Source organism: Cupriavidus sp. GW823-FHT07A04 (assembly GCF_058794615.1).
On record NZ_JBXAHA010000006.1, the window covers coordinates 101,993 to 128,503 of the forward strand.

At 59.9% G+C, this 26,511-nt stretch carries 23 protein-coding genes and 3 pseudogenes; 11 read left to right on the forward strand and 15 right to left on the reverse strand.

The window, feature by feature from the left end:
- The first annotated feature begins 137 nt into the window (after positions 1-137).
- Entirely contained in the window at positions 138-1,187 is a 1,050-nt protein-coding gene (locus AC1Q7Q_RS12180; RefSeq protein ID WP_492372481.1) for an alpha/beta hydrolase, read from the forward strand.
- 122 nt (positions 1,188-1,309) lie between these two features.
- Here AC1Q7Q_RS12180 and AC1Q7Q_RS12185 read toward each other — a convergent pair whose 3' ends face one another.
- From AC1Q7Q_RS12185 to AC1Q7Q_RS12200, 4 genes are all read right to left on the reverse strand, one after another.
- Positions 1,310-2,611 carry an ATP-binding protein gene (locus tag AC1Q7Q_RS12185; protein WP_492372529.1) on the reverse strand — a complete coding sequence of 434 codons (1,302 nt, stop codon included), beginning with the start codon at positions 2,609-2,611 and terminating at the stop codon, positions 1,310-1,312.
- A gap of 14 nt (positions 2,612-2,625) precedes the next feature.
- Positions 2,626-3,369 carry a response regulator gene (locus tag AC1Q7Q_RS12190; protein WP_492372480.1) on the reverse strand — a complete coding sequence of 248 codons (744 nt, stop codon included), beginning with the start codon at positions 3,367-3,369 and terminating at the stop codon, positions 2,626-2,628.
- 252 nt (positions 3,370-3,621) lie between these two features.
- Complete coding sequence (locus tag AC1Q7Q_RS12195) at positions 3,622-3,858, reverse strand: tautomerase family protein (protein ID WP_492372479.1); 237 nt, start codon at positions 3,856-3,858, stop codon at positions 3,622-3,624.
- A gap of 89 nt (positions 3,859-3,947) precedes the next feature.
- Entirely contained in the window at positions 3,948-4,691 is a 744-nt protein-coding gene (locus AC1Q7Q_RS12200) for an SDR family NAD(P)-dependent oxidoreductase (protein ID WP_492372478.1), read from the reverse strand.
- A 157-nt stretch (positions 4,692-4,848) separates the two neighbouring features.
- On the opposite strand from AC1Q7Q_RS12200, the gene AC1Q7Q_RS12205 reads away from it, so the two are divergent.
- Both AC1Q7Q_RS12205 and AC1Q7Q_RS12210 read left to right on the forward strand, forming a co-directional pair.
- The gene (locus tag AC1Q7Q_RS12205; protein ID WP_492372477.1) at positions 4,849-5,784 is read left to right on the forward strand and encodes a LysR family transcriptional regulator; all 936 of its coding nucleotides are present in this window, start codon (positions 4,849-4,851) and stop codon (positions 5,782-5,784) included.
- A gap of 656 nt (positions 5,785-6,440) precedes the next feature.
- Positions 6,441-6,962 carry a hypothetical protein gene (locus AC1Q7Q_RS12210; RefSeq protein ID WP_492372476.1) on the forward strand — a complete coding sequence of 174 codons (522 nt, stop codon included), beginning with the start codon at positions 6,441-6,443 and terminating at the stop codon, positions 6,960-6,962.
- Positions 6,963-7,020: 58 nt separating this feature from the next.
- On the opposite strand, the gene AC1Q7Q_RS12215 is transcribed toward AC1Q7Q_RS12210, so the two are convergent.
- The 3 genes from AC1Q7Q_RS12215 to AC1Q7Q_RS12225 form a co-directional block, all read right to left on the reverse strand.
- Entirely contained in the window at positions 7,021-7,479 is a 459-nt protein-coding gene (locus tag AC1Q7Q_RS12215; protein WP_492372475.1) for a hypothetical protein, read from the reverse strand.
- Between the two features lie 313 nt (positions 7,480-7,792).
- On the reverse strand, positions 7,793-8,239 hold the full coding sequence (locus AC1Q7Q_RS12220; RefSeq protein ID WP_492372474.1) for a BON domain-containing protein: 447 nt from the start codon (positions 8,237-8,239) through the stop codon (positions 7,793-7,795).
- Between the two features lie 438 nt (positions 8,240-8,677).
- Complete coding sequence (locus tag AC1Q7Q_RS12225) at positions 8,678-9,223, reverse strand: DUF6496 domain-containing protein (protein WP_492372528.1); 546 nt, start codon at positions 9,221-9,223, stop codon at positions 8,678-8,680.
- Positions 9,224-9,614: 391 nt separating this feature from the next.
- Here AC1Q7Q_RS12225 and AC1Q7Q_RS12230 point away from each other — a divergent pair, with 391 nt between their 5' ends.
- On the forward strand, positions 9,615-9,824 hold the full coding sequence (locus AC1Q7Q_RS12230; RefSeq protein ID WP_492372473.1) for a DUF2188 domain-containing protein: 210 nt from the start codon (positions 9,615-9,617) through the stop codon (positions 9,822-9,824).
- 132 nt (positions 9,825-9,956) lie between these two features.
- On the opposite strand, the gene AC1Q7Q_RS12235 is transcribed toward AC1Q7Q_RS12230, so the two are convergent.
- Positions 9,957-10,370, reverse strand: a complete 414-nt coding sequence (locus tag AC1Q7Q_RS12235) for a BON domain-containing protein (protein ID WP_492372472.1) — start codon at positions 10,368-10,370, stop codon at positions 9,957-9,959.
- Between the two features lie 740 nt (positions 10,371-11,110).
- On the opposite strand from AC1Q7Q_RS12235, the gene AC1Q7Q_RS12240 reads away from it, so the two are divergent.
- From AC1Q7Q_RS12240 to AC1Q7Q_RS12265, 6 genes are all read left to right on the forward strand, one after another.
- On the forward strand, positions 11,111-11,311 hold the full coding sequence (locus AC1Q7Q_RS12240; protein WP_492372471.1) for a hypothetical protein: 201 nt from the start codon (positions 11,111-11,113) through the stop codon (positions 11,309-11,311).
- Between the two features lie 101 nt (positions 11,312-11,412).
- Positions 11,413-11,835: a VOC family protein gene (locus AC1Q7Q_RS12245; protein WP_492372470.1), complete on the forward strand. Its 423-nt coding sequence runs from the start codon at positions 11,413-11,415 to the stop codon at positions 11,833-11,835.
- Between the two features lie 167 nt (positions 11,836-12,002).
- Entirely contained in the window at positions 12,003-13,019 is a 1,017-nt protein-coding gene (locus AC1Q7Q_RS12250; protein WP_492372469.1) for a TonB-dependent receptor, read from the forward strand.
- A 163-nt stretch (positions 13,020-13,182) separates the two neighbouring features.
- Complete coding sequence (locus AC1Q7Q_RS12255; RefSeq protein WP_492372468.1) at positions 13,183-14,541, forward strand: sensor domain-containing diguanylate cyclase; 1,359 nt, start codon at positions 13,183-13,185, stop codon at positions 14,539-14,541.
- A 219-nt stretch (positions 14,542-14,760) separates the two neighbouring features.
- Positions 14,761-15,201 carry a hypothetical protein gene (locus tag AC1Q7Q_RS12260; RefSeq protein ID WP_492372467.1) on the forward strand — a complete coding sequence of 147 codons (441 nt, stop codon included), beginning with the start codon at positions 14,761-14,763 and terminating at the stop codon, positions 15,199-15,201.
- A 392-nt stretch (positions 15,202-15,593) separates the two neighbouring features.
- Positions 15,594-17,051 (forward strand): sensor domain-containing diguanylate cyclase, encoded by a 1,458-nt coding sequence (locus tag AC1Q7Q_RS12265; RefSeq protein ID WP_492372466.1) that lies wholly within the window; start codon positions 15,594-15,596, stop codon positions 17,049-17,051.
- On the opposite strand, the pseudogene AC1Q7Q_RS12270 reads toward AC1Q7Q_RS12265, so the two are convergent.
- Both AC1Q7Q_RS12270 and AC1Q7Q_RS12275 read right to left on the reverse strand, forming a co-directional pair.
- Positions 16,974-17,197: pseudogene (locus AC1Q7Q_RS12270) on the reverse strand (hypothetical protein); the annotation flags it as partial. The gene AC1Q7Q_RS12265 and the pseudogene AC1Q7Q_RS12270 sit on opposite strands and share 78 nt — an antisense overlap.
- A 29-nt stretch (positions 17,198-17,226) precedes the next feature.
- Positions 17,227-17,601, reverse strand: a pseudogene (locus tag AC1Q7Q_RS12275) (MFS transporter); the annotation flags it as partial.
- Positions 17,602-17,895: 294 nt separating this feature from the next.
- Between AC1Q7Q_RS12275 and AC1Q7Q_RS12280 the strand changes: the two are divergent.
- Entirely contained in the window at positions 17,896-18,672 is a 777-nt protein-coding gene (locus AC1Q7Q_RS12280) for a hypothetical protein (protein WP_492372465.1), read from the forward strand.
- A gap of 579 nt (positions 18,673-19,251) precedes the next feature.
- Here AC1Q7Q_RS12280 and AC1Q7Q_RS12285 read toward each other — a convergent pair.
- The 5 genes and pseudogenes from AC1Q7Q_RS12285 to AC1Q7Q_RS12305 form a co-directional block, all read right to left on the reverse strand.
- Positions 19,252-19,689, reverse strand: coding sequence for an SDR family NAD(P)-dependent oxidoreductase (locus AC1Q7Q_RS12285; protein WP_492372464.1), 438 nt, complete (start codon positions 19,687-19,689; stop codon positions 19,252-19,254).
- Positions 19,647-19,886 (reverse strand): annotated as a pseudogene (locus AC1Q7Q_RS12290) (type IV toxin-antitoxin system AbiEi family antitoxin domain-containing protein); the annotation flags it as partial. The pseudogene AC1Q7Q_RS12290 and the gene AC1Q7Q_RS12285, both read right to left, overlap by 43 nt.
- 70 nt (positions 19,887-19,956) lie before the next feature.
- Complete coding sequence (locus AC1Q7Q_RS12295) at positions 19,957-22,647, reverse strand: AAA domain-containing protein (RefSeq protein ID WP_492387164.1); 2,691 nt, start codon at positions 22,645-22,647, stop codon at positions 19,957-19,959.
- A 388-nt stretch (positions 22,648-23,035) separates the two neighbouring features.
- A complete protein-coding gene (locus AC1Q7Q_RS12300; RefSeq protein WP_492372462.1) occupies positions 23,036-23,716 on the reverse strand; it encodes an SMI1/KNR4 family protein in 681 nt (226 codons plus the stop codon).
- A gap of 187 nt (positions 23,717-23,903) precedes the next feature.
- On the reverse strand, positions 23,904-26,108 hold the full coding sequence (locus AC1Q7Q_RS12305; protein ID WP_492372461.1) for an OsmC domain/YcaO domain-containing protein: 2,205 nt from the start codon (positions 26,106-26,108) through the stop codon (positions 23,904-23,906).
- Positions 26,109-26,511: the final 403 nt, after the last annotated feature.

Sequence of the window (26,511 nt, forward strand, 5' to 3'; positions counted from 1 at the left end):
CGTGATGTGGCTTTGTATCGCTCTGTATCCGGCGGCCTGCCGCATACGCAACGTTTCAAATCAGAGGGTTCGGGAAACAGGCGCGATACGTCGGTCGCCGATGCTTCCCATCGGCAGCATTCCCAATGGAGAGAACCATGTCCGAACCGATCAATCAAAAACGGCGCCGCCTGTTTGGCTCGGCCGCGCTCACGCTGGCCGCCGCGCCATTTGGCTTATCTGACCTGGCGCACGCGCAATCCAGCAAGACGGCAGCACGCCTGCCAACCGCGCGGCCGGGTACGCATGCCCGATTCACGACGATCAAGCAGGTGACTGCCGGCGAACTCGATATCGGCTACGCCGAAGAAGGTCCTGCCGATGGGCCTGCCGTCATCCTCCTGCATGGCTGGCCGTATGACATTCACAGCTTTGTCGACGTCGCGCCGGCGCTGGCGGCGGCGGGGTACCGCGTGATCGTGCCGTACGCACGCGGCTATGGCAGCACACGCTTCATTTCCGATGCGACGTTTCGCAATGGCGAGCAGGTGGCGCTCGCGCTCGACACCCTCGCCCTGATGGACGCGCTGGGCATCGGCAAGGCGATCCTCGCCGGCTACGATTGGGGCGCGCGGACGGCGTGCATCATCGCGGCGCTCTGGCCGGAGCGCTGCAAGGCGCTGGTTTCCGTCAGCGGCTACCTGATCGGCAGTGTCGAGGGCAACCGAAAGCCGCTTGCGCCGCAGGCCGAGCTCCAATGGTGGTATCAGTTCTATTTCGCCACCGAGCGCGGGCGGATCGGCTATGAGCAGCACCGGCACGCGTTCACGAAGCTGATCTGGCAACTCGCCTCGCCGACATGGAAATTCGATGACCGCACGTTCGATCGTAGCGCCGTGGCTTTCGACAACCCGGACCACGTGAGCATCGTGATCCACAACTACCGCTGGCGGCTCGGCCTTGCCGAGGGCGAAGCCCGATACGCCGATCTGGAACGGCGGCTTGCTGCGTTTCCGAGCATCGGTGTGCCAACCATCACGATGGAAGGTGACGCCAATGGCGCGCCGCACCCGGAACCGAGTGCCTACGCCAGCAAGTTCTCAGGCAAGTATCAGCATCGGCTCATCACAGGCTGTATTGGCCACAACTTGCCGCAGGAAGCGCCGCAGGACTTTGTCAGCGCCGTGATCGACGCAGGCCAGCTCTGACGGCAGGTTGCCTGGTCAGGCACGTTGCCGCGAGCGTGGCCAGGCTGCTTAGAGGTGGACAGCGACACATGGAAACCGGGGCCCCGCCGAGCCACCGAGCAGGCCTGCCCCCTCTCCTTTGATCAGCCTAGCCTGACGATCGCTGCCAGCCCGCCCCCTTCACGGTTGCATAGCTTGAGCGAGCCGCCGATGGCCACCGCAAGCTGATGGGCAATCGCGAGGCCCAGGCCGGAGCCGCCGGTCTCGCGGCTGCGCGAGCTTTCCAGCCGGACGAATGGCTGCAGCACGGCTTCGAGCTTGTCTTCCGGGATGCCCGAGCCGCGATCGAGCACCTCGATGATCACGGTGTCGTGCTCGTGGTCCACGCGCAGTTCCGCCGCGCCGCCAAACTTGATCGCGTTGTCGATCAGGTTGGTCAGGATCCGGCGCAGCGCATGGGGGCGCGTCACGATGGCGCCGCCGATGTTCTGCAGGATGCTCACTGTCTTACCGGTGTCCTGATAATCGTAGGCCAGGCTCTCGATGAACGATCCGAGGTCGATTCGCGATGGCTTCTCGCCATCGCCATGCGTGGCGCGCGCGTAAGCCAGCCCTTCCTGCACGAGCCTTTCGATCTCGGCCAGGTCCTGCACCATCTTGCGCTTGCCCTCGGAGTCCTCCGCCAGCTCGGCGCGCAGTTTCATGCGCGTGATCGGCGTCTGCAGATCGTGCGAGATGGCCGCCAGGATCTGCACGCGCTCCTCGATGAACCGGGCGATGCGCTCGCGCATGGCATTGAACGCCCGCGCGGCGCGCGTCAGCTCGGTGGGGCCTGTTTCAGCCAGCGGCGGTGACTTCATGTTGGGATTGAGCGTATCAGCGGCATCGGCCAGTGCCACCAGCGGCCGAATCGACACGCGTACGGCGAACCAGCAGCACACAACCAGCAACAACAGCTGGATCACCAGCACATATGGCAGCCACTGCGCGATCGGGAGCATGCGCGGATGCACGTCGATGGTCAGGGCGCTGCCATCGCTCAGCGTCAGGTGCGCCTGCAGCTGCTTGCCGTCGCCCGGGATCGACTCCACCGTGACGGGAAAGCGGCCTTCGCTGGCTTGGGTGATCCGCTCGGCAATATCCTTGCCGCGTGGCGTCATCTCGGGCACGCCAGGTGAGCCCGGCCCCAATATGTATTGATAGTTGCCGCGATTCACGCGCGGCAGCCATTGCGCACGCTCGGCGGCGGGAACGCGGTCGAGGATGGCAATCGAGGTGGCCACATCGGTCTCCAGCGTGCCGAGCATGACTTCGCGCGCTGTCATGTATCGCTCGGAGAACAGCACGCCAAACGACAAACCATGCGCGACCACCAGCCCGGCAAGCAAGATCAGGAACAGGCGCGAACCCAGCGAGCGCGGCCAGGGCCAAAGGCGCGTGCGCATTGTGCTCGTTGTGCTCATTGGCGGGCCTCCTTGATCTGCACCGGCATCGCAAGAACGTAGCCCTCGCTGCGCACGGTCTTGATATAGCTGGGTTCGCGTGCGTCGTCTCTCAGGCGCTGGCGCAGGCGGCTGACCAGCAGGTCGATGGAGCGCTCGAACATGTCCGCCTCGCGGCCCTGCGTGAGGTTGAGGAGCTGGTCGCGGTTGAGCACGCGCTGCGGATGGTCGACGAACACGCGCAGCAGCCGGTACTCCGCGCCGCTCAGCGTGACGATGGTGCCGTCGCTGTCGATCAGGTGGCGCGCGGTAGTATCCAGTTGCCAGTGACCAAACGCGAGCATCTGCCCTGCTTCGGTAATCTGCAGATTGGGCGGCAGCATCCTGGTGCGGCGTAGCACAGCCTTGATGCGCGCCAGCAGCTCGCGCGCGGCAAAGGGCTTGGCGAGGTAATCATCCGCGCCCATTTCGAGGCCGATGATGCGATCCGTTTCATCGTCGCGCGCGGTCAGCATCAGCACGGGCGTGGCCTTGTGCTTTCCGGATCGCAATTCGCGGCACAGCACCAGGCCGTCATCGCCGGGCAGCATCAGATCGAGCACGATCAGGTCGACGGTATTGGCCTCCAGGAACGACCGCATGTGGCGGCCATCCGGCGCCACCGTCACGCGCAAGCCGTTCTTGGTGAGATAGGCCGAGACGAGTTCACGGATTTCCCGGTCGTCATCGACGATCAAGATATGGTCGATGTGCGCTTCCATCGGGTTCACCTCGGCAGGATTGGGCGTGTTCGGCCAGTCGGTTTCGTCGCCATTGTATGGCGGCCTTCGGCCCCGCGTGTATCGCCATGTATCCGGCCGCCGCACTGGCACACAGAGGTACATACCCGCTTGTTTGCCACACATCCAGGCGATGTCCGCGGTGCCTGATGGAGGGCTTGCCCAGCCGCACCTCCCGAAGCCGGTTGAGCGCGTGATGGATTCCCAAGCCCCGATCTCTCCGCCCAAGGCGGCTTATCGGCTGTCCTGCGCACCGGGGACTGAAGCGGGATTCGACTGCTTGCGAATCTCGGTGGTCGTGCGGCCCCCGAAACCCCAGTTGTCGGTATCCACCTCCTCGATCGCGATGTGCGTCCATTCGGGCGGTTTGTGCAGCACGCGCTCCAGGGTCTCGGTCACTTCCTTGATGACCTGGGCTTTCTGCTCGGCGGTGGTTCCCTCGCGGGTAATGCGAATGCTGACGAAAGGCATGGCGGCCTCCTGCATGGATTGACGTTTCGAGATGAGCGCGATGGATTCCGGGCCGCGGCAGGACACACGTCCGGCCGCGGCTGCCGGCTTCAGCGGCCTGCGCTGAAGCCGCCGTCCACCGGCAGCACGGTGCCGGAGACAAAGTCGGCCTTTGCCAGGTAGAGCACGGCGTCGCTGATCTCGGCGATGTTGGCGATGCGGCCCAGCGGGTGCAGGCTGCCGAGTGCGGCATGGGTTTCGGCGGCATGCATCGGGGTGTCCACGACGCCCGGGGCGACCGCGTTGACCGTCACGCCGTGGGGCGCCAGTTCCAGCGCAAGCGCGCGCGTGGCCTGGTTGATGCCGCCCTTGAGGGCCACGGCCAGCAGCGCTGGCACGCCGCCGTGCGGCTGAAGCGCCAGAGACGCGGTGATGTTGATGATCTTGCCGCGCTTGCGTTCGCTCATGTGCCTGGCCGCTTCCTGGGACGGATACAGCACGCCCTTCAGGTTGGTGGAGATCTGCTCCTCCACTTCGTCCGGCGTGAACTGCACGAAGGGCTTGGCCGTGAAGATGCCCGCGTTGTTCACCAGCACGTCGACCTTGCCGTACTTGGCAATGGCCTGCGCGAAGACCTGGCGCGCCGATTCGGGCTTGCCGACGTCGCCCGCGACACCCAGGAAGCGCTCGCCGGCATTCAGCCGTTCAGCGGTGGCTTGCAGGCGCTCGGTGGAACGGCCGGTGCCGACGACGTTGTAGCCCGCCTTGAGGAAGGCTTCGGCCAAGCCCAGGCCGATGCCGCTGGTGGCGCCGGTGATGATGACGGTGTTGTCGGTGTTGTCGGTGTTGCTCATGATGGTCCTCCGATGGATCCAAATTCAGGTTCAGATTCAGGTTCAGGGTCCGGTGCCGGACTCCAGAGCCGTCACCGGTGTGGAGGGACTATATTGCTGCTGTTGAGCGCAATAAACGGGGTTTGCTACACTTGTCCTATTACATGACGTAAAGAATATGCATCGGCAATTCGACGACATCCTGCTCGGCAGCATCGAGCTCTTTTGCCTGGCCGCCGAGGCCGGCAGCTTCACGGCGGCTGCCAATACCGCAGGCGTCACGCCTGCCGCCGTCAGCCGCTCGATCTCGCGCCTGGAAAAGCGCCTGGGCGTGCGCCTGTTCGTGCGCTCCACGCGCAGCATCCGGCTGACCGAAGGTGGCAAGGAATACTTCGAGCAATGCCGCGCCGCGCTCAATCAGCTGGTCGAAGCCGAGCGCAAGGTCACCGGCGAGCAGGTGCAGCCCTCGGGCACGATCCGCATCAGCGCGCCGACCACCTATGGGCACCATCGGCTGTTGCCGCTCCTGCCCGCGTTTCGCGCCAGGTACCCGCTGATCAAGGTGGAAGCCCACATCAGCAACCGCAACGTCGATTTCCATGAGGAGAACTTCGACGTGGCGATCCGCTTGCGTGCGCAGCCGGACTCGATGATGGTCTCCCGGCACCTTGAAGACGCGGCACTGGTGGTGGTCGCGAGCCCCGCCTATCTGAAGCGCGCCGGGGTACCTAGAATGCTGTCGGACCTGGACCAGCACGAGTGCATCCAGTTCGATCTACCGAGCAGCGGGCGGCAGATCTCCTGGCTGTTCAAGGAAGGTGAGCACGAGAAGGAGATCTTCTCGACGGGCAACTACATGTGCGCGGAAGACGTGCTGGCCGGCGTGACGCTGGCCAAGGCGGGCGCGGGGCTGTTCCAGACCTACCAATTCGTCGTCGAGCGGGACCTGGCGCAAGGCGATCTGGTCGAGGTACTGCAAGCTTTTGCCGGGCGCATGCGCCCCGTCAGCCTGATGTATCCGCACGGCCGTTTGCTGCCATCGCGCGTGCGTGCGTTCGTCGATTTCATGATGGAACAGGCGCGTCCGCCGACGGCTGATCAACACGGGGCTTGATGACGTTGGCAGCCGTATTGAGCATGATTTTCGGTGCATCGGTCGCGCCTTTTTGCTCACATTCCGCAGCGAATCACCCAAACGCCACAATCCTCGCGCCCAACGATCCCAGCCCCCCCACAGGGGCGTAAGGAAATGTATCCAGCGTTGCGAGCTTGTGCGTCTCGATAGAAAGTGTGTTGGCATTTCCATGACGCAGCCGCTGGCTGTAAAGCAAGCAGCCCATCCCCTTCGCCGGAGACGAAGATGCTCAGCCCACATGAAATCGCCGCCTTGATGATACTCAAGAGTGCAAACGAGAATCTTGATTTAGACCCCGCTGACCTCAAGACTCTTGAGCGACAGCGGCTTGTAAAACGGCATCGAGCCGCGCAAGACCTGGGACAAGTTCGCCTCACGAACGAGGGGCGAGACTATCTGGACACGGTCGCCAAAATGTGTTGACGCGTGGCCTGTGCGGGCCACGCCCACTCGCCCGTCAGAATATCGTCTAGGAACAGAGGACGGCCTGGCCGATCCGGCGGCCTACTGCCAGCAACCGGGCGCCCACCTCACCGCGCTCGCGCCCGATCGACCACGGCGGCGCGCCATCGCGCGCCCGTGGCTGGTGGTCGAGAAGATCCTCGCAGAGAAGGAGACGCTGCGCGCGGACCGGCGTGCCCGACCGCTACCAGGGCGCCGAGGACCGGGATCTCAGCCTGGTCGATCCCGACAACCGCCGTCCCGTGGATTTCGAGTCGCTGCGCGCCCGGCTGGTTGACACATCTGGGTGGCCCGAATGGCTTGCCAACTGGCAGAACGGCCGCGTCAAGCTGCAGTTGATCCGCAGCGGCTTGGCCGCATGGCAGGCACATGCGGGGTTGTTTGTCGCCGGCGACTATGACCCCATCGCGCTGGCCGGCCTGCTCGCCGCGCACGCGCTTGCATTCATGCGCCGTCGTGGGCAAGAGCAGGCATTGGTGGCCGGCACCCGACTGGCCGCCCGGTTGGCCGAGAGCGACCGGTCCATTCTCGCGCCAGCACAATGGCGCGACACCGTCCTGCGAGTCGGACACGGGGACGACAGTCATTGGGTGGATGTCCTGACCAGCCGCCCGCTGGACACGCGCGCCGGCCGCTTGGCCTTGGCCAAGGTGCTGGAGATGCTGCCAGTGGCGCTACTGTTGCGCACCCGGTGACGCGCATCTGATCTGCGGCATTGGGAAAATGCCGCATGGCCCTTGCGACGTCGGCCGGCTACCAATTCAAATGCACGTTCCGATCACCCATCCGCAATTGGGTGTGCTTTTCTACGCCATTGTAGGTTGCCACGACCTGATAAGTCGCCCTTGGTGCTTTGATGAGGCAGCGCGGCCCACTCGAACGGAAGGATGCAACCTCGACTCCGTTGCGCGAAAGGGTGATTGCCACATCGGATAGATACTCACCGCGCGCGCCCTCAGTGAATAACAGTCCCATATCAAAATCCTTCGATTCCGACTTGATTGCCTGCTGCTCGTCCTCACCAACACCTCCGCAAACGTAGCTGACCGGGCCTATGGTCTGGCGCGCAAGATCGGTTGCGTGTGCGCCAGGGCTCGCCAACAAGGCAACAAGTGCGCCGGCAGTAAGCGCGCAGAGGCTGTTCTGCTTGAGCGTCGGACTGCCCATAGGGAACAGGCGGCGCCATACATGAATATGACGAATTGCTTGCATGGAGTATCTCCAACTATATCCATACAAATTTGACGACTTTACATTGGAATTGTTCTTCCTTATTTTAAATTACTTAATTCTATTAAGTACATTAACCAATAGATAATAATTATACTTAATCATGTGTGTTTCGTTGTCAAAAATCGACAAGATGACCCGAACCGACAGATTATAAAATAGTGGAATATCCACTCGTTGACAAATCGATGCACGCCGCCGATCGCTCCCCGAATCGAAGGCATGGCGAGCGGCGGGTTCCCGATCATGTTGGTGCCACACCCCGGGAGTTTCGCCGGGGCGGGCCGGTTGCGGACTAGCGCGATAACACCTTCAGCTCGTCGTTCACCGAACTCACCCCCTCGACATTACGCGTAGCATCGATTGCGATCTGGTGCTGTTCCTTCGTCGGCACCGAGCCGCTCAGGTTGACCGTGCCGTTTTTGGTCTTCACGTGAATGCCCGTGGACTTCAAGTCCTTGGTGGCAAGCAGCTTAGTCTTCACCTTGGTTGTAATGGCGCTGTCGCTGACGGAATGCTCGGCCTTCTCTGCGCTCATTTCAGTGGCGGCCGCAAGCCGCTGGTCGCGGTCACCCTCGGCCTGGCCCGGCATGACAGGGGCCGGGCTGGGTGGCGCAGCCATGGTGGTGTCGGTGGCGACGCGCATGATGCCGCCCGTATCGAGCGCGAACGCGCCGCCAGCAGCTGCCGCCATCGCTGCAGCGACACAAGTCATACGCAGGGTAAGTGCCGGAATCTTCATCGCTCTCTCCTGATGGTGTGGTCACACGGTTCGTCATGAGGACTCGCGGGAGATGCATGCATCGAAACCACCAGTTCTCGTGAGCCGCAAGAACATGAACCGCAAGGAGCGTACCTGCCGACAGGCGCGGGAAGCCGCGGCGACCTGCTGCGTTTGTCACGCTCGGGCCACGCCGCTATATGTAATTTGGAGCCGGATTTTGTAATTTCGGCCAACACATAAGCGAAACCAACACCGCTTCTGCACGCCGAGGATTGCTATCCCAGGCACCAGAGGAGCGACATTTACGTGGCGCCCCGGCCGGGTTTCGGTAACCGCCCGGCAGGGTTAAATAGGAGTGCCGTCCGGGCCACGGTCTGCGCTGTCAAGGGGCGGAGCGATGTCGGAGCTATTCGCCGAAGGCGACGCCGTCGCAGTCCTATGCGAGCAGGGTGTTGACTAGTGCGAGCGGCTTGCCTCCTTGTTTGTCAAGCGCGTTCGCGCGGCCTTGCGGGCCGCTTCGGAGCGTACAGCCGGCCCCTTGGTGCTAGCGGCCTTTTTGGCGGAAGCTGAACGATCAGCAGCAGTGCGGGTGCTTGCCGCGCGCTTGGCCTGGGCGGACAGCGCCTGACGTGACACGCCTGCTGTGCCCTCGCGCTTGAGCGCCTTGATGGCAGCGCGCGCGCGCGTGGCCTTGCTTTCTGAGCTGGCCCGTCGCGGCGTCACCTTGCCGTTGCCACCCTTGCCGGCGGATTTGGGCGCTGAACTGGTGCCTGCGGGCTTGGTCTGCGTCCTTGTAGCGCCCTTCTTCGGCGGCACCTCAATGCCAGCGCGGCGTGCCTCCGACAACCCGATCGCTATGGCCTGCTTTGCCGAGCGCACGCCGTGCTTACCCCGGCGCACTGCTTCGATCGCATCGTGAACGAAATGGCCTGCCTGCGTGGTCGGTGCCTTGCCCGCTCGCTGGTCTGCTCTGGCCTTGGCTATGCTTGATGCTCTGGGCATGGTCGTCTCCATGACTGTCCGCGGTCATCCGGCAACGGGTCATGGCAGATGCGACGTCCGCGGCGCCGATATCGGAGCCCGCCATCTGCCAGCGGGCTAAGAATGCTCGACGCAATTGCCGTTCCAGGCTCGCATCCGTGGGACCGCTTGGAAGCACTGCGTCCGCAGCACAGCAATTGTGTTCCCTGGCAGCATAGGTCGCCGGGCACTCCGAGAATCTTGCCGATCTCACTGCCTTCCCGGCACAGAGCCCCTCGCTGCCTCCCGCTCAGCCATGGTGGGCCGCCGGCAAGAGACCAGGCCGAGTGCTGACAAGTAGGTAGGACGGTGTCCGATGGCGAGTTTTTACCGCCTTTCCTACCCTGTAGTTACCGTCTCCAGAGGAGTTCAGATGCGAAGAGACATTATGGTTTGTGCCGTGCGCGCCGGTTGGATCTTGAAAACCTGTGGTGCGGCCACCGCAATCTTGGAATTCGAAGGCAAAGACGAAGCAATCCACATTGGTCAGTCCCTGGCATCACGCTACGGCGTGAATCTCATCATCGAAGAATCGCACGGTACGTTGCAGTTCGCTCGCCCGGCTTTGGAATTGGCGGCGTGAGCGATGTCCTGTAGAAGCCTCCCCCGCGTGGGCAGGTCCGCATGATCCTGCCAGCGATTTCGCCCCGTCGTCCCATCCCTGCGTCGGCGGGGCGCTTTTCCTGTGAAGGGTGCGCCCTGATATCTGCGATGGCTATTTCTCGACCTCCAGGCCGTCCACCACGGATTGCACGCCCTCCACTGCACGGATGGCGTTCAAAGCTGTCAGCTTCTCTGAATCGTTTCGAACCTTGCCATCGAGATGCACAACACCGTTTTCGGTTCTCACTCGGATCGCGGTGGGCCGGAGTCCCTTCGTGGCAAGGAGCTCGGCTTTGACTTTCGTCGTGATCGCGTTGTCACTGAGCTTCGTCGCTAACTCGGTAGACGGTGCCATGCTGTCAGACTCGGTGCGCACCGGCGTTCCAGGCGAGCTGTTCATGAGCAAAGCGCCATCCGTTGCGGCTAGAGTTCCGGCACCCGCCAAACTAGTAGCAGCCGAAGCGGCAAGCAAGGCGGCAAGCAAGGCGGCAACACTAGCAAAGCATATCCTTTGAATTGATTTCATCACTGTCTCCTGCTGTTATTCGCGCAGGCCGCGACACATATCCCCCGGGCAACGCGCCCCTGCAATTGCTCCTTCTCCTATATAAAAGGGACCATCCAGAAAAACAGTGAGTTCCGCAGTGACGTGGCTACGTTACACACGGAAATAGGTATTGCGATTCGGTCACAATGGAAGGCTCTAAGACGCGTGAAAAAGTGTATTGGCTGGAGCCTCTAACCTGGCGTGATCGCTGCCGTCGATCTGGATCAGTTCGCTGAGACACGTCCGACGGTTGCGCGGCTGGTGAAGCTTGGGCGGGCGCTGCCTGTGCAGTACCCCGAAGCGTGCGTCGACCATGATCCGCTGCACCGTCTCGTTGTCCAAGTGGACGCCGTGTCGCTCGCGCAGCTTAACGCAGGGCCAGCGCCGGGCCAAAAATCGGCGGGGCGATCATCAGTGCGACATGTTTTTGTATGCCGTGAGTCACTTGGCAACATGTGGCCGGCCCGACACGACTGAGTCTTCTTAGCGTGGCGAAGGCCCGGCACCGGCCGCAAGCCGCGGTACGGCGCATTCGCCGATAGCCGTCGTCGCAAAGCGACCGGGCTAGCCACGGCCCCGGGGTAACCAGAAATGCTGCAACCCTGCGAATGTCCTATTATGCACTACAGTGAATTCGGAATTTTTCGGGTACTTCTGCCGGTTATCGAACGTTGGGATATTTGCCTTTCTTCCCTTTTGGAGCGGACCCTACGAGAACAATGACGTGCAGGGAACTCGGCGGAAAATGCGACCAAAAGCTGTCGGCCAGTTCTTGGGATGAGATGATCAAGGTCATGACGAGACACGTCCTGGAGAAGCACCCGGACGTAGAAAAAATGATGGAGAAAATGCATAACGAAGATCCTACGAAATGGGGCAAGGAAATGAGGAAAAAATGGGATGCGGCTCCGGAAACCTAATGCGGATAATATCGTCCAGACTTTGCCAAAAATCCTTGCTGCTTGAGACAGCGCGGGACTTTTGCCACGGGTTGCTAAGATAAGACATAGGAGATATGTCAATGAAAACGCCAAAAAACATCGACGTGCTTTTCGTCGCCGGTTTTGGCCCGATCGTTCGCGACCCGGCCGCAAGCCGAAAATTCTATTCAGAGGCATTGGGACTGTCGTTCCAGGAAGATGCCAACGGCTATCTGCATACGGGAGGGCTAGATGGCGTGAAGCATTTTGCCCTGTGGCCGTTGGCGCAGGCGGCTGAATCCTGTTTTGGCACGGATCAATGGCCTGGCAATCTTCCCGTGCCACAAGCGTGGATCGAATTTGACGTGGCGGATATCGAAAATGGCACAGCGGAACTGAAGTCGCAGGGCTACACACTGCTGGTTGCGACGCGAGCGGAACCCTGGGGTCAGACCGTCACGCGGCTGCTGGGACCGGAAGGTCTGCTGGTGGGCATAACCCATACGCCCTCGATGCGCAAGTGAACTCGTGCGCCCTCACTCTCCGAGTCCATTCCAGAGCGATCATGCCCGAGATGCCATCTCGAGCGAACAGCAGGCTTTTGGTGCGTTCCCATTGCGTTTCCGGACGTGTAGCGTCCGCCGCGCCGCAACAAGACCCACTCGGCATGCCCAACCACGGAGTACCGTTCATGCGACATCACCTCGGGTTCGGCGTGGGCCGATGGGGCGGCCGGCATCACCTGTTTCATCTTGCACTTTGCATGGCCTTGCTAGTGGGCATCGCCCATGCGGCCCATGCCCAGGAGATTTACGTGCTTGGCGGGCTGCAGCAAACGCCGTCGCTGGGAGAGAAAACATACGGCTACACTTACGAGTACGCCCATAACCTGACCGACAACGTCTACGCCTCCTTCTCGTACCTGAACGAGGGCCACGTCACCAACCATCATCGTGACGGACATAGCGCGCAGTTATGGGGACGATTGCTGTCGACGGACCGGCGGTTTGCCTTCTCGCTTGGGGTCGGTCCCTACCGCTATTTCGATACCACGGTGAGAACGGCCGAAGGCGGTGTCAATGACCAGCATGGCTGGGGAATCCTGATCAGCGCGGCGGCCAACTGGTATATCAACGGCGGCCCTTGGATCGTCCAGGCCCGATACAACCGGGCGCAGGCATTTGGCAGCATCGACACCAACACCTTGCTGATTGGCGTGGGCTATCAGCTCGATCGAGGGAGCAGGGATGGCCCGGTGGTGCCACCGCCTTCGTACACCCTCAACACGACCAGCAACGAGCTCACGGTCTTTGGCGGCACCACCATTATCAACAACTTCGATTCACCCAGCGGCACCGCTTTCGCGGTGGAGTACCGCCGCGGCATCCTGCCCTATGTAGACCTCAGTGCCACCTATCTGAACGAGGGCGATGCCCGGGTTGTACGCCGGCAAGGTGTCGCAGCGCAGGCCTGGCTGGTGCGGCCGTTCTTCAATGACCGTCTGACGCTGGGGATCGGACTGGGCCCTTATGTGGCGCGGGACCGGGACGAGGGCGGCGGCATCACGCACACGCTCGGCCTATTCACCATGTCGGCGAGCTATCGCATCAGCCGGTCCTGGACCACCCGCTTCTCCTGGCACCGCACCGTCACGACCAATAGCCGCGATTCCGATGTGATGGTGCTCGGCCTAGGCTATCGGTTCTAAGATCCCGGCTGATCAATCAAGGATGGGCGATATAGACTGACTAGACTGACGATCGTTGTACGTTGACGGGCTTGTATGAGGTTGATTGTGCCTCAACGGTATGTCACTTCACGATGCCGGGACCATGCGGGCTGTGGAAGACGGCTAAAGACTGGTGAACACTATGGAAAGCTTCCTGGTACGGCAGGCCACGCGCAGACAAGCAATGCTTGCCGGTATCACTGCGCTACTTATCCTGTGCGTCTTCGCGATCGCCGTCCCTCGGGCAACCCAGGTGCTACCCGCGGTTCCCCCCTTCATGCCGATGTGCGCGCTGACGGTATTCACCACCGCCTGTATCGCCAGTTTTTTGCTCGGCGCGCAATTTACGGTGACCCGGCAGCCGATCCTTGGAGCACTGGGTGGGGCATACGCGTTTACCGCATTGGCGGTGGCTTTGCAGCTGCTAACGTTTCCCGGTGTTTTCACCCCTGGGGGCCTCTTTGGCGCCGGTCCGAATAGCGCCGCGTGGATGTGGGTCTTCTGGCATGGCGGCTTTCCGTTTTTTGTGATTCTCGCAGTGGCGGTGCGCAGTTTATCCATGAAAGAGCTGATCCGCCCCAAGAATGTCAGCCTATGGGCATGGGGGCTAGTCGGTGGGCCCGTCGCAATTGGTGTGGTGTTGTGTGGGCTGGCTCTATACGGTGATCTGCCATCCGCCCTGAACGCAGCGGGAGACGCCGGGGCCTACGAGAAAAATGCAACCGCGCTGGCGATATGGTCGCTCAATGTCGTTGCCATTGCTATCGTGTTGCTGAGCGGTCGCCTGCGGGCCGTACTTGACATATGGCTATCGATTGCCTTGCTCGCTTGCCTCATCGATACCAGCTTGAACCTGCTGAGTGCCGCCAGGTTCAGCGTGGGCTGGTATCTCGCCAGGATTTTCAGCATGTTTGCCCCGGGTGTACTCGTGTGCGTTCTAGTATGGGAGGTCACCGTTCTGTACCAGCGTCTATTTGCGGCCCATGCCAGCCTGCTGCAAACATCTGTCCATGACGGGTTGACGGGGATCTATAACCGGAGCTATTTCAATGAGCACTTCAGCAAGGAATTCGACCGTGCGAAGCGCAAGAACTTGCCACTATCGCTAATCATGATCGATGTCGATCATTTCAAGCTCTACAACGACACCTTGGGCCACCTAAAAGGGGATGCTTGCCTTGTCGCAGTGGCGACTGCTCTTGCTGGGGTCGTTCGCCGGCCGGCGGACCTAGTCTGCCGTTACGGCGGAGAGGAATTTGTGATAGTTCTCCCGGATACAGACCGTCGTGGCGCTTCCGAGGTCGCGGCGCAAGCGCTCCAGATGGTGACGCAGTTAAAGCTCGACGCTCCGACTCCGGTTGGCTATGTCACAGTCAGCGCCGGCTGCGCAACCCTTCGGCAAGAACGCTTCCCCGACGAGCTTGTCGAGGCGGCCGATGCTGCGCTGTACAGAGCGAAAGGCGCTGGGCGAAATCGTGTTTATCTCGCGAAGACTGAATGAATGTTCCTGCGTGCCCTGTCGCATTGGTCGCTTCACATTGATGGGTGAATGCGTTTAGGCGCAGCCTCTAAATACGCGCCACGCGCGGCAGTGGATTCAAGATCGCGACCGTCAAAGAGCACAATAGTAACGACGCGCCTGCGCCAGGCGTCGATCTTTGGCTAGAGACCGGATAGCACGCCATCTGCACAACCATATCCGGTGTCTTGCCGATCGCATGTGGAAAGCCTCGGCAAACCTATCTCCTCCTGTCACCAGCCTCCCCGGTCGGGGGGATTGTTTGCCGACGATAAAACGCTACCATATGAGGATCACAACAACGCCAACATCATCTTGCATGCCGGCATGACAAGGATCTCTTTCAGATTGCGACGCATTGCACAGTGGGTTGCCGCGAGCATCGCGATTGTTGTCGTGGTCGTTATCAATGACCGAAACTCTGTCGATATTCACGCGGGTACCTCTGACGATGAACAACCAGGTTCCATTGGCGACCTCTGGCATCTGACCGTCGCGAAGGCAGAGTCGAATGACCCGGCAGCGCGTGAATATTTTTCCTTTACTAGCCAGCACGAGTGCGAGAAGCTTCGGCGAGAACTGCAGCTAGAGAATGCTGGCATAGTATCGGTATGTAGGATCAGCACCATGCGGAATATTTAACGGGGTTTCTAGCCGGTCACGCTTGTCTGATGCCTGGCCGTGGTCGGGCTCCCGTATGGCTTGGCAAAAATCGGGATAAATACTCGATCGTTGAGGCCTGACCTGGCAACTCGAGCGTGCAGTTTCTTTGGTCGACCCCGGGGAGCGCAGCGGCGTCTGTCTCAGGCTTGGTTCCCCTCATTACCACGAGCTTCAGGCCCCAGTTATCGAGTCAGCGCCTCGCGTGCTTGGCGGACCTTCCGGCGCGCCCTCCTTTTCGGCTAGCGTACAATTTGCACTCGCGTGCGTGGCTGTGTAACGGCCCAAGAATCATCCCGATGGCCTTGGCCTACGACAGATAAGTGATTTTAAAGTACCCCAACCTTTTCATGACAGCCAGCGTTGGCCTTGCTATGGCCATCGCCACCATTGGAGCCGGGGCGCTCGTTGAGATGCGCCAGGACGCATTTGCGCGCGCGCAAGAAGCATCCTCCAACCTCTCACTCATCCTTGAGCGAGATATTGCCCGCAATCTGGAGATCTTTGAGCTGTCGATGCACTCCGTGATCGACGGCGTCAAGGATCCGGAAATTCTCCGGTTGAATCCCGCCATCCGCCAATTGGTGCTGTTTGACCGCTCGACGAACGCAACCGACATGGGCTCCCTGTTGGTGACGGACGAGCAAGGCAATCTCGTTCTCGATTCACGCTCCACCCCTCCCCGCCCCGTCAATGTCGCTGACCGCGACTACTTCGAAGTGCATCACGATTCGGCAACGGCTGGGTTGTTTATCAGCCAGCCGTTCCAGCCTCGCTTGACGGAGCAAGCCCAATCGATCGGTTTGAGCCGGCGGTTGTCACATGCGGACGGTAGCTTTGCCGGCATCGTCGTCGGCACGCTGCGCCTCAACTATTTCAAGAGGCTCTTCGAGGGGACGAAGCTCGGCCCTGGGGGCACCATCACATTGCTGCGTGACGATGGCATCGTGTTGATGCGCCGTCCGTATGACCCTGCCACCATCGGCCGTAGCATTGCCGCCAGCGCATCCTTCGCGCCGGTTGCGCAGGCACAGGAAGGATCATTTGTCGGCATTGCCGCGCTGGACGGTAACGAACGGTTATACGATTTCCGCCACGTTGCCGGTTTCCCCCTCGTGGTTGTTATTGGCCTGTCGACCGACGATATTTACGCGGAATGGCGAAAAAGGGCATGGCTGCTCGGCGGACTGATTCTTACGCTAGACATCGCGATCCTTATCCTCTCCATCCTGATTTCCCGGCAGTTCAAGCGCAGGCAAGCGATGGAAGAGCACCTTCGGCTGATGGTCAACACGGACGGGCTGACAGGCATCGGAAGCCGGCGTGCCCTGGACGAGGCCGCGGACATCGAATGGCGCCGGGCATGGCGCAGCCAGCAGCCCTTGTCGTTGCTGATGATCGACGTGGATCATTTCAAGAATTTCAATGACCGTTACGGGCACGCGGGCGGAGATGATGCGCTGGCTGCGGTCGCCCGATGCATTGCCAGCAACATCCGCAGGCCGGGCGATTATGCGGCCCGCTACGGTGGCGAGGAGTTTGCCGTGCTGCTACCCAACACGGGTTTGGACGGAGCTATTGCGGTTGCCGAGAAGATCCGGTCGGCCGTCCAGGATCTGGTTATCCCGAATGCGGGAAGCGCTAACCGGATACTCACGGTCAGTATGGGCGTGGCTTGTGCGGACGGCCGTGCACGTTTCCCTAGTCTGCGGTTTTTCTTCAATGCAAGTGACGAGGCGCTATACAAGGCAAAATCATCCGGACGCAACCGGGTAGCTGTCGCAGAAACGCGGCCGGAGATTCAAGCCCACCGCGAGATCCCGGAGCACTAGGGCCACGGGAAACCACGCGGTCCGCCGGGCGGCCTCGGACAACCGCATCAGCGCCTGGTTGTTCTGTTCGGCGCCGCCGGCCTGCGCCTGCATGCCCTCCTGGCTATTTGCACCCGCGGAGCCAGCGACTGCACCTGGCCGATGAGCATGGGCCGCTCGTAGGGATGGAGGCGGCTGCGCCATCTGCATCATGATGGCGCTGCCCTACCTCGGCGATCTGCCCGGTCAGCCGCTTCAACTCGTCACTGCGGCAGCGCCGGATCAGGAATGCCACCGATTCTGGCATCGACTTGAGGATCAGCGGGATCAGCAACACGGGGAGTCCCGCGGCGATGAATACGGATTGCCATCCGTAGGTCTCGAACAGACCCTTGCCTAGCAGGGCGGCGAGCATGCTCCCGATCGAGTAGCCGCTGAACATCAACGCCACCATCGTGCTGCGCACGCGCTGCGGTGCGTACTCGGTCATCTGCGCGATCACGTTTGGCATGACGCCGCCGATGCCAAGCCCGGCCAGGAAGCGCGCCGCGCCGAACGAGACCGCCGGCATGCCATTTTTATTCCCGGAACCGCGACCTGAAATGGATCCCGTGCTGATTCCGCATGGCAAGCGCCGGCCGTGTGGCCAGTGCACCTCCCATGGCAATCGTCTTCACGGGCAATCGTGTGCGGCAGGAAGATGAGTGAGTGTGGGAGCGGGAATATCTGGCAACGGAGGGACGTCTACGCATTGCATACTAGAGAAGATGGCCTGCGTCCGACTGCCGGGTTAGCCGTTCGGCAGCCGCTGTGCCAGAAGTTCTCTCCATGTTGAGCATCAAGGGGAAGGAAAGTGCAATCAATCATGCGCCGCTTGCAACTCGGATCGGGTGTGGTGCTGCTGATCTATCTCTTTCTCCATCTGGCCAATCATGCACTCGGGATCTGGTCGCTGGATCTTGCCGGGCGCGGTCTCACGCTGGCTCTGCGGCTCTGGCATAGCGTGCCCGGAACGATCCTGCTGTACGGTTCGGCCTCCCTGCATTTTGTACTGGCGCTGCGCACAGTCTATGGGCGCCATCACTGGGTGCTGCCGCCCACCGAATGGATCCGCCTCTGGGCGGGACTCAGCCTCCCTCTATTACTTATCCGCCATGCGGTGGCGACCCGGCTTGCCGCCTCTCTCTACGGCTTCGAACCGAACTATGAGCGGATCGTGATTATGCTGATCACGAGCGGCACGCAGGGCCTGCAGGTTGCGTTGCTTGCGCCGGGCTGGGTACATGGTTGCCTGGGGCTGTGGATCCGCTTGCGCCACTACGCGATAGTGCGCCGCGCCAAGCCTGCACTGCTCGCTCTGCTCGTGTTCGTGCCACTCCTGTCGGCGGCCGGCCTTGTCCGGATGACCCAAGCCGTCGTGGCGAGTCGAGCAAGCCTCCCGGCGCCCGATCCGAAACTGGCTGCGCACCAGCTCGCTCTCGATGCGTGGCGTCACAATCTCCTAATCCTCTACTTGCTGCTGATCATCAGCGCCTTTGTGGCCGGCCAGCTGCGCAATCGACTTGAACGTCGAAAGATCGCGCGAAACATCGCTCAACGCTTGATTCACAGCCCTGAAGAAAACGCGCATACGGTCGAATGATAGGCACTATGTCCACCCTTGAATTTTCTTCCGTGGGCATTAGTTCACCTATAGGTAGTAAAAGAAGACCGATGATAGTGACGCCAACGGCGTTCCGAAACGTGAACTGGTCGCACTTCTTGACCCCACCCGATCCGGATTGGTACATCGCAAAAAAACCGTTCAACTGCCCCCGCCAACCGCATCTTCTTTCGAGAGGCCGTATGGGACCTGCGCGCGTAGTCAAGGCACCTGCTTCGCTCGCCGCCCTAGCCTAGTCGTCCGGCATCCCCTCGACCGCTGACGGCAACACCCATATCGCCGGGCCGCGCGATCCTTACACGGATGGCGCGAAAGCAGGCAAGTTCCACGTTCATTCCGACGGCGCAAAAATCACGGATCGGCACGATCCGTTCACCGACGGCGCGCACAGCTAAGACGCTGCCAGATCCTCCGGCGCGGCTGCGGCCCGTCCGCAACGTGAGTATTTCGGGGCGCATGATCAGCAACGTAATCGCCGTGCTCATACGCAGTTGCCCTTTGGGTGCATCAGGTAGGGTTATCCGGGGATTGCCTGGCTCCTTCCAGGTAATCCCATGCTCAACCGGCAGCCATCGTATCGTTAAACTCGTTGACCCAGGCGTGTTCGTTTGGTCCCGGATTGGCGCGCATGCTCACGGCGGAGCCCACCAGTATTTCGTTGGCTTCTGTGCCCAGTTGTTCGATCGCGCCCGCGATGAATGCTTCGAGAGGCATCGCGCGCTCCTCCTCGCTGCTGTTCATCAGCTCGGTACGGACCCAGGGTGGCGCGATCTCGATGACCGAGACCTTGCTGTCCCGAAGCAGGTAACGTTGGGAGAGCGTGTATGAATGCAAGGCCGCCTTGGTCGCGCTGTACACGGCCGTGATGGCCATGGGCACAAAGCCAAGTACCGAGGTGACATTGGCCACGACGGCACCCTCTCGCGTCTTCAGGTGCTCGATTAGCGCCGAGGTCATGCGTATCGGCCCGAGCAGATTCGTCTCGGTTGCAGGCATCCGTCGGGCACCAGCGCGCGCTTGCACCGGCCCAGATCGACACCTTGGAGCGGCACATGCGACAGCCACACATGCCGATGGCGTTCGGCCAAGGCCAGGAACAAACGCTTGGCCTTGATACTGCGGCAATGGCGCAGCAGCATGCCGGCCCGTTACGGATGCAGCGTGGTCATCGCCTGCATCAAGGCATCGGCCTCGGCTTCCTCAACACCACCCTGCCGAGGCGTAGTGAAGTTTTTCCAAGGGAGAAAGCGCCACCCATTTCCCTCAAGCGGTTGAAGCGCCGCTTGCCCACCGAGCCAAGAATTCCGCAACCTTTTCTTCGATGTGGCTCTCTACGGTTTGCAATCGGAGCAAGGGGATTTCGCTTTTTCTCAGGATGCTGTCTTTCAACGCATCCCGCTCGGCCTGCGGTGCCTCGCCATGAGACCCACCATCGACCTCGATCACGCCCAGCGGCGTTTTCCCCACCTTGAAATACAGCACAAAATCGCAACTGGCACGGTTTCTCATGAAATCCCGCTCCCGCGACGTCATTGCCTCGTTGGCCGATGAGACCAACTGGATCAGGGCGATCTGGGCGTGGAACGTCATCGCCCGATAGGCCTCCTGGGACAACGCATCACGCAGTATCTGCGCCACGATCTGCTCGGACTTGTATCGCGAATCGCCTGAGCGCAACCTGGCATTGAGCCTTTCCAGAGATTGATCGTATTCCGTGTAGAGCAGGTCGAAGGCCGACACGACGGGGGCGCGATGGATCAGCTTTTCATCCGCGTAGTATTCGATGTAACGCACCAAGGCGGCAATATGCCCGTTGTTCGCGGCAAAGACGTCGTCGCCCGTCACCAGGGTGAATTTGCTCCTGGCCCGCGATACTGCCACATTGACCAAGTGGGGATCATCCACAAAGGTCAGGCCTCGCTGGCTACTGCGCTTCTTGTCCAGCACGGTGGAAAAGACAATCTCGTCGCACTCCCGGCCCTGAAACTTGTGCACTGTGTCCTTGACGAAATCAGGCGGCAAATGCGCGCGAGAAAGCGCGACCTGAGCGTTGTAAGGGGCAATGAATCCCCGGCCATTCTCGCTGTCCCAGTCGCTCTCTCCATCCCATTTGAGCGTCTCGAGCAGTGAATCCAGCTCTCTCCGATTCGAGTTATTTCGCGTGTGGTTTCCCTTGGCAGTGACGAGCAGCTTCAGCGACTTTTCGCCAGCGTCTTGCGTCATTGGAACGAGCCGGTTGTCGTAAAACTGCTGGTTGCAGAACTGGATGATTCTGGGGTGGCACCGGTAATGCTCTTTCAGCAGCGTCACCGGGATCGAGTCATTGAAAACGCCGACGCACGAATCGAGCAGGCTGTATTTGTCGCAATCGTAGAATTCAGCGGGCGGTGCGATGCCCAGATTCGCCGGAATGTGCGGGAGCTGCTTTCTGTCGCCAACGATGATCAGGTTTCTGGCGCAGCCCAGCGCCAGTATCCCCGGGACGATATCCTGCTGCGAAGCCTCGTCGATGATGACATAGTCGAGCATCGCACCGCGGCCGATCGAGTTGACGATGGAATGCGTACTGCTACCGATAATTGGAAAACGCTTCACAAACTCACCGAACTTCGCGCGGTAATTTTCCGAATCGAATTCTTCCTGACGCGGGACATACTGATGAAGATGGTGTTTAAGATGTGCCATCGACCCGGCGGCGAGATCATTCAGCAACGCCTTGAAGTTGCCACGCTCCAACGCCTCCCGATAAGCTGCCAATGCCGATTCCTTATCCCGCAGCGCATTCTCGTAGTAGTGAAGCTGCAAGGCATAGATCATGGATTTTCGCTTTTCCCAATCATCGAAGGGTTTCGTACGCAGGATCTTGAAATTCAACAACAAATCGATCCTGTCCTTGAGCCTGATGCGATTCGTGGCAAGATAGGCCAAATAAGCCATCAGGTCCGAGGATTTTCGTGGGGACAGACTGTACTTCGCCAGAGGGACTGGCGCCACCACCATGTTTTCGCGCTGCCATTGCAGCAGATAGCGCTGCTCTATGGTCAATTCATCGATCTCGGCCTGTAGCCGTGCCACCGCGTCCTGGGCATGAAGATGCTGCTTCAGCTTCTGCAGAACGGCTTGAATATGATCCATGGAGGGCGCAGGTGCCGGGGTTTCTGAGGGCACGGCCGGTACGTCTTTGAAGAAGTCCGCTCGAATCTGCTTACTGCCCAGCTTGGCGACCACATAGTCCAGCCCAACCTTGCCTAGTTTTTCATAAACGTTTCCCACAGCAGCATTGTTATTGGACAGGATAGCGACGGATTTTCCCCGCAACACGATATTGGCGATAATGTTCAATATCGTTTGCGTCTTCCCCGTACCAGGGGGTCCTTCGATCAGACTGATTTGGGAGGTGAAGGCCTGCTCCACTGCGTTGAGCTGGCTTTCGTTGACGCCGAAAGGGTAAATAAAACTACCCGGCCGCTCCCGCGGTCGGTTCTGTCCTGTGCAGTAAGCGTGCAGCGCGGTGTCCTCGTGAGGAAGCACCATCTCCAGTTGAAGCCGCACATTCTTGGAAATGGGCTTGTCCTGCTGATTGGCCTGCTCTTCCCGGGCTTTTGCCACGACGCCGAAGTAGCGGAATATGGGCTCGTCCTTGATCGTCGTCTCCGGGCAGAACGCAATACGATCCGCGTTCATTACGTAGATTTTTTGCTTCCCGCGATACTGAACGGCGGCATACTTCCCGCCATAGATCACCGCCCTGTCGATGGCACTGAATACCGCGCCTCCTTTTTTTGACAGGAGCTTTCCTTGCACCACCTCGGTAGGTTCAATTTTGCAACTGCTGAGCGGACTGTCGTAAGACTTGCCGGAGGGAAAACGGCAAGTCAGCATCAACTCCCCCTGTTGAGAGTTCCACCATATCTTCCAGTCGCTGATTTGCCTGGTTTTGTCTTTACCGTTCACACAGATGGAAACCATATGCCCCTTATGCAAGAGTTACTCCAAGCATAAAAACATCAAATGTTTTCCATTCTAAACGCCACCCAACCCAAAAGACCCGCCGGCATGTACATCCCCACCTGCTAAGGCGAGCTAGTACACGCTTCATAAGACGAGCGGGCCTTGCCCGTAGGCGCCCCTCAAAGATACGACTGTAGATTGAGACCGGCGTACACGTAGCTTGCTAGAAGCTATCCTCTGCCACCGCGATCCAACGCCGGCCCCCTGCCTACAGGCACGTTTTTGCAACGTCAACTAGTACTTGAAACTAGCAAAGCCCTGGATTGTCAATGGCGCACTGCTGAAATGCCTGCAGGGCTAACGCGCCAGGCGGGGCGGCAGTGCGCCCGCCTCACCGCTTCCCGCACTCCCACCGCGCCACCACCGCAAACGCATCGTCTTCCACCTCCCGCAGCAAAGCCAGCACTGCCTGCGCGGTCTCGTCGCTGATCATCTTCGCCGCCTCATCATCGGGTTCCGGCAAGGCATCGGCAAGCACGCGCTCCAGTCCGGCCCGCATCGCCTCGGGCAGATACCCCCGCAAGGCCTCGATGTTCGCCGCCACGCACTGTACCGCCTCGGCGGGGCTGTAATCGTCGTCGAGCAGATGCGAGAAGTCCGCCGCGCTGCGCACCAGGGCCTCATAGACGAAGGCCGCGAATGAGACGGCTTCGATCCGGCTTGTGCCGCGGTCGTGCCAGACCAGCGCCACGCCGATGTCGCCGTTGGCTAGCGGCGTCAAGCAGTAGGCATCGCCCGCCCCGGTCTGCGCGAACGGCAGGAAGCGCCTGCCGTGCTGGAAGGCCGGATTCAGCCATTTGGCGATGAACTCCCCGGCCTGCTTCGCGTCGATCCACTCCAGATCATAGACGCAGGAAAGCACCGGTTGCGCAGCCAGCGTATGGGCCTTCCAGTCGGTGCGCCAGGCCTCGATGTCGGCGCTGTAGCCGGTGCGCCCTGTGTCAATCAGTTGCCTCAGGATAGCTGGCAAGGTGATGCCGCTGGCGTCCGCTAGTGCTGAAAAAGTGTCCATCCGTGATCTCTCCGTGGGATGCTGCCGGTCGATGCCAGATATCTGGATGCGCCCAGACGTAACTAAGCCCGCGGAATCGCGGGCTTAGCTCACTGACTGCCTCTTATTGCAAGGTGTTGCACTTCAGATTTGAGGCCGCCGGGAAAAAAAGATTGCCCTAGCCTTTATCCAGCCATGACGCATAACCCTAACTGGCTGAAGCCGCCGCATTGGCCCGCGCCTTATGCAGTTTTTTGCAACTGTCGATCAGGCGGTGGTGCCTATCGAGGCCCTCCAGTTTCATACTCGTTGGCGTCAACCCGAAGAAGCGCACGCTGCCGTCCACTGACCCCATTACGGCGTCCATCCGAGCGTCGCCAAACATCCGACGGAAATTGACCGCGTAGTCGTCTAGTTCCAGGTCGTCGTCGAGCAGCACCTCCAGCACCACATTCAAGGCCTGGTAGAACAATCCACGCTCGACCGTATTGTCGTTGTATTGCAGGAAGGCGCCCACCAGTTCTTGCGCCTCCTCAAATTGCCGCAAGGCGAGATGAATCAGCAGCTTCAACTCGAGAACTGTTAGCTTCCCCCAGTCCGTATTCTCGTCAAATTCGATGCCGATCAAAGTGGCAATATCGGAGTACTCATCCAGCTCACTGTTCTCCAGCCGCTCAAGCAGATCTGCCAGGCCGGCATCGTCCAGGCGATGCACATTCAGAATATCGGCGCGGAACAACAGTGCCTTGTTTGTGTTATCCCAGATCAAATCCTCCACCGGGTAAACTTCCGAATAACCGGGCACTAAAATGCGGCAGGCCACGGCGCCCAACTGGTCATACACCGCCATGTATACCTCCTTGCCCATGTCTTCGAGAATGCCGAACAACGTGGCGGCTTCCTCGGCATTGGAGTTTTCACCTTGGCCAGAAAAATCCCACTCAACAAAGTCGAAATTCGCCTTGGCGCTGAAAAAGCGCCACGACACCACACCGCTGGAATCAATAAAGTGCTCAACAAAGTTATTTGATTCAGTCACGGCGTTACTGACAAAGGTGGGCTGAGGTAAATCGTTCAGGCCCTCAAAACTGCGCCCCTGCAGCAATTCCGTCAGACTCCGTTCCAGCGCCACCTCGAAGCTTGGGTGCGCGCCGAACGAGGCAAAGACACCGCCTGTCCGCGGGTTCATCAAGGTGACGCACATCACCGGATAGGTCCCACCCAGCGACGCGTCCTTTACCAGCACCGGAAAGCCCTGCTCTTCCAACCCCTGAATCCCGGCCAGAATGCCAGGGTATTTCGCCAGCACTTCGTGCGGCACATCAGGCAATGCGATTTCACCTTCCAGAATTTCGCGCTTTACCGCCCGTTCGAAAATTTCGGACAGGCATTGCACCTGCGCTTCAGCCAGCGTATTACCGGCACTCATGCCATTGCTGACGAATAGGTTTTCGACCAGGTTGGACGGAAAATACACCACTTCGCCGTCCGACTGCCGCACATACGGCAGCGAACAGATACCGCGCTGCACATTGCCGGAGTTAGTGTCGTACAGATGCGAGCCATACAACTCGCCATCGGGATTATAAATTTGCAGGCAGTACGCATCCAGAATTTCGGCCGGCAGCGCATCTTCAGGGCCAGGCTTGAACCAGCGCTCGTTCGGGTAGTGAACAAACGCCGCATTGGCGATGTCTTCACCCCAAAACGTACCACCATAGAAATGGTTGCAATTCAGGCGCTCGATAAACTCCCCCAACGCCGATGCCAGTGCGCTTTCCTTGGTCGCACCCTTGCCATTGGTAAAACACATCGGCGAGTGCGCATCGCGGATATGCAGCGACCACACATTGGGAACGATATTGCGCCATGAAGCGATTTCAATCTTCATGCCCAGATCCGCCAAAATGCCCGACATATTGGCGATGGTTTGCTCCAACGGCAGATCCTTGCCCGCAATATAGGTGCTGGCGTCAGATGCCGGCGTCAACATCAGCAACGACTGAGCATCGGCATCCAGGTTCTCTACTTCTTCGATGACAAACTCGGGGCCGGCTTGCACCACTTTTTTCACCGTACAACGCTCGATAGAGCGCAAAATACCTCGACGGTCCGCCTCCGAGATATCCGCCGGTAACTCAACCTGAATCTTGAAAATCTGTTGGTAACGATTTTCCGGATCAACAATATTATTCTGCGACAGGCGGATATTCTCGGTAGGAATATTGCGGGTTACGCAGTACAACTTCACGAAGTAAGCGGCACACAAGGCCGATGAGGCCAGAAAATAATCAAAAGGACCAGGCGCCGAGCCGTCGCCCTTATAACGGATAGGCTGGTCGGCCACTACGGTGAAGTCATCGAACTTAGCTTCAAGACGTAGCTTATCGAGAAAGTTGACTTTAATTTCCATGGGGGAATTCTGAAAATGGTGCACAAAATGACGTAGCCACTACTATCCGCCGCCACGCTGGTGCCGTGCAATGCACCGAAGCTTTCGCAAACGCTGCCGCATACGGATAATTTTTCAGGCGAATGCCATGGCGCAGGACATGGCTTGGACCGGCGAGCGTCCATGTGCCACGCCGACCTCCACGGCAGCGCCAAGTGCCGTTGTACCAAACTGAATCGCCACGTGTTCCTCCAACACTCTCCAGAATGCGAGAACTACCAGGCGGCAATCCGAAATATAAAGCCCTGTGAAAACAGGGCTTTAATAGTCAATCAACTAGCGAATCATGTTTCCCAACGGGAATCCACCCCCACTCCATCATCAACAGGCCGCCCAGACCCGCATGGTTAGGGGATTGGCAGCG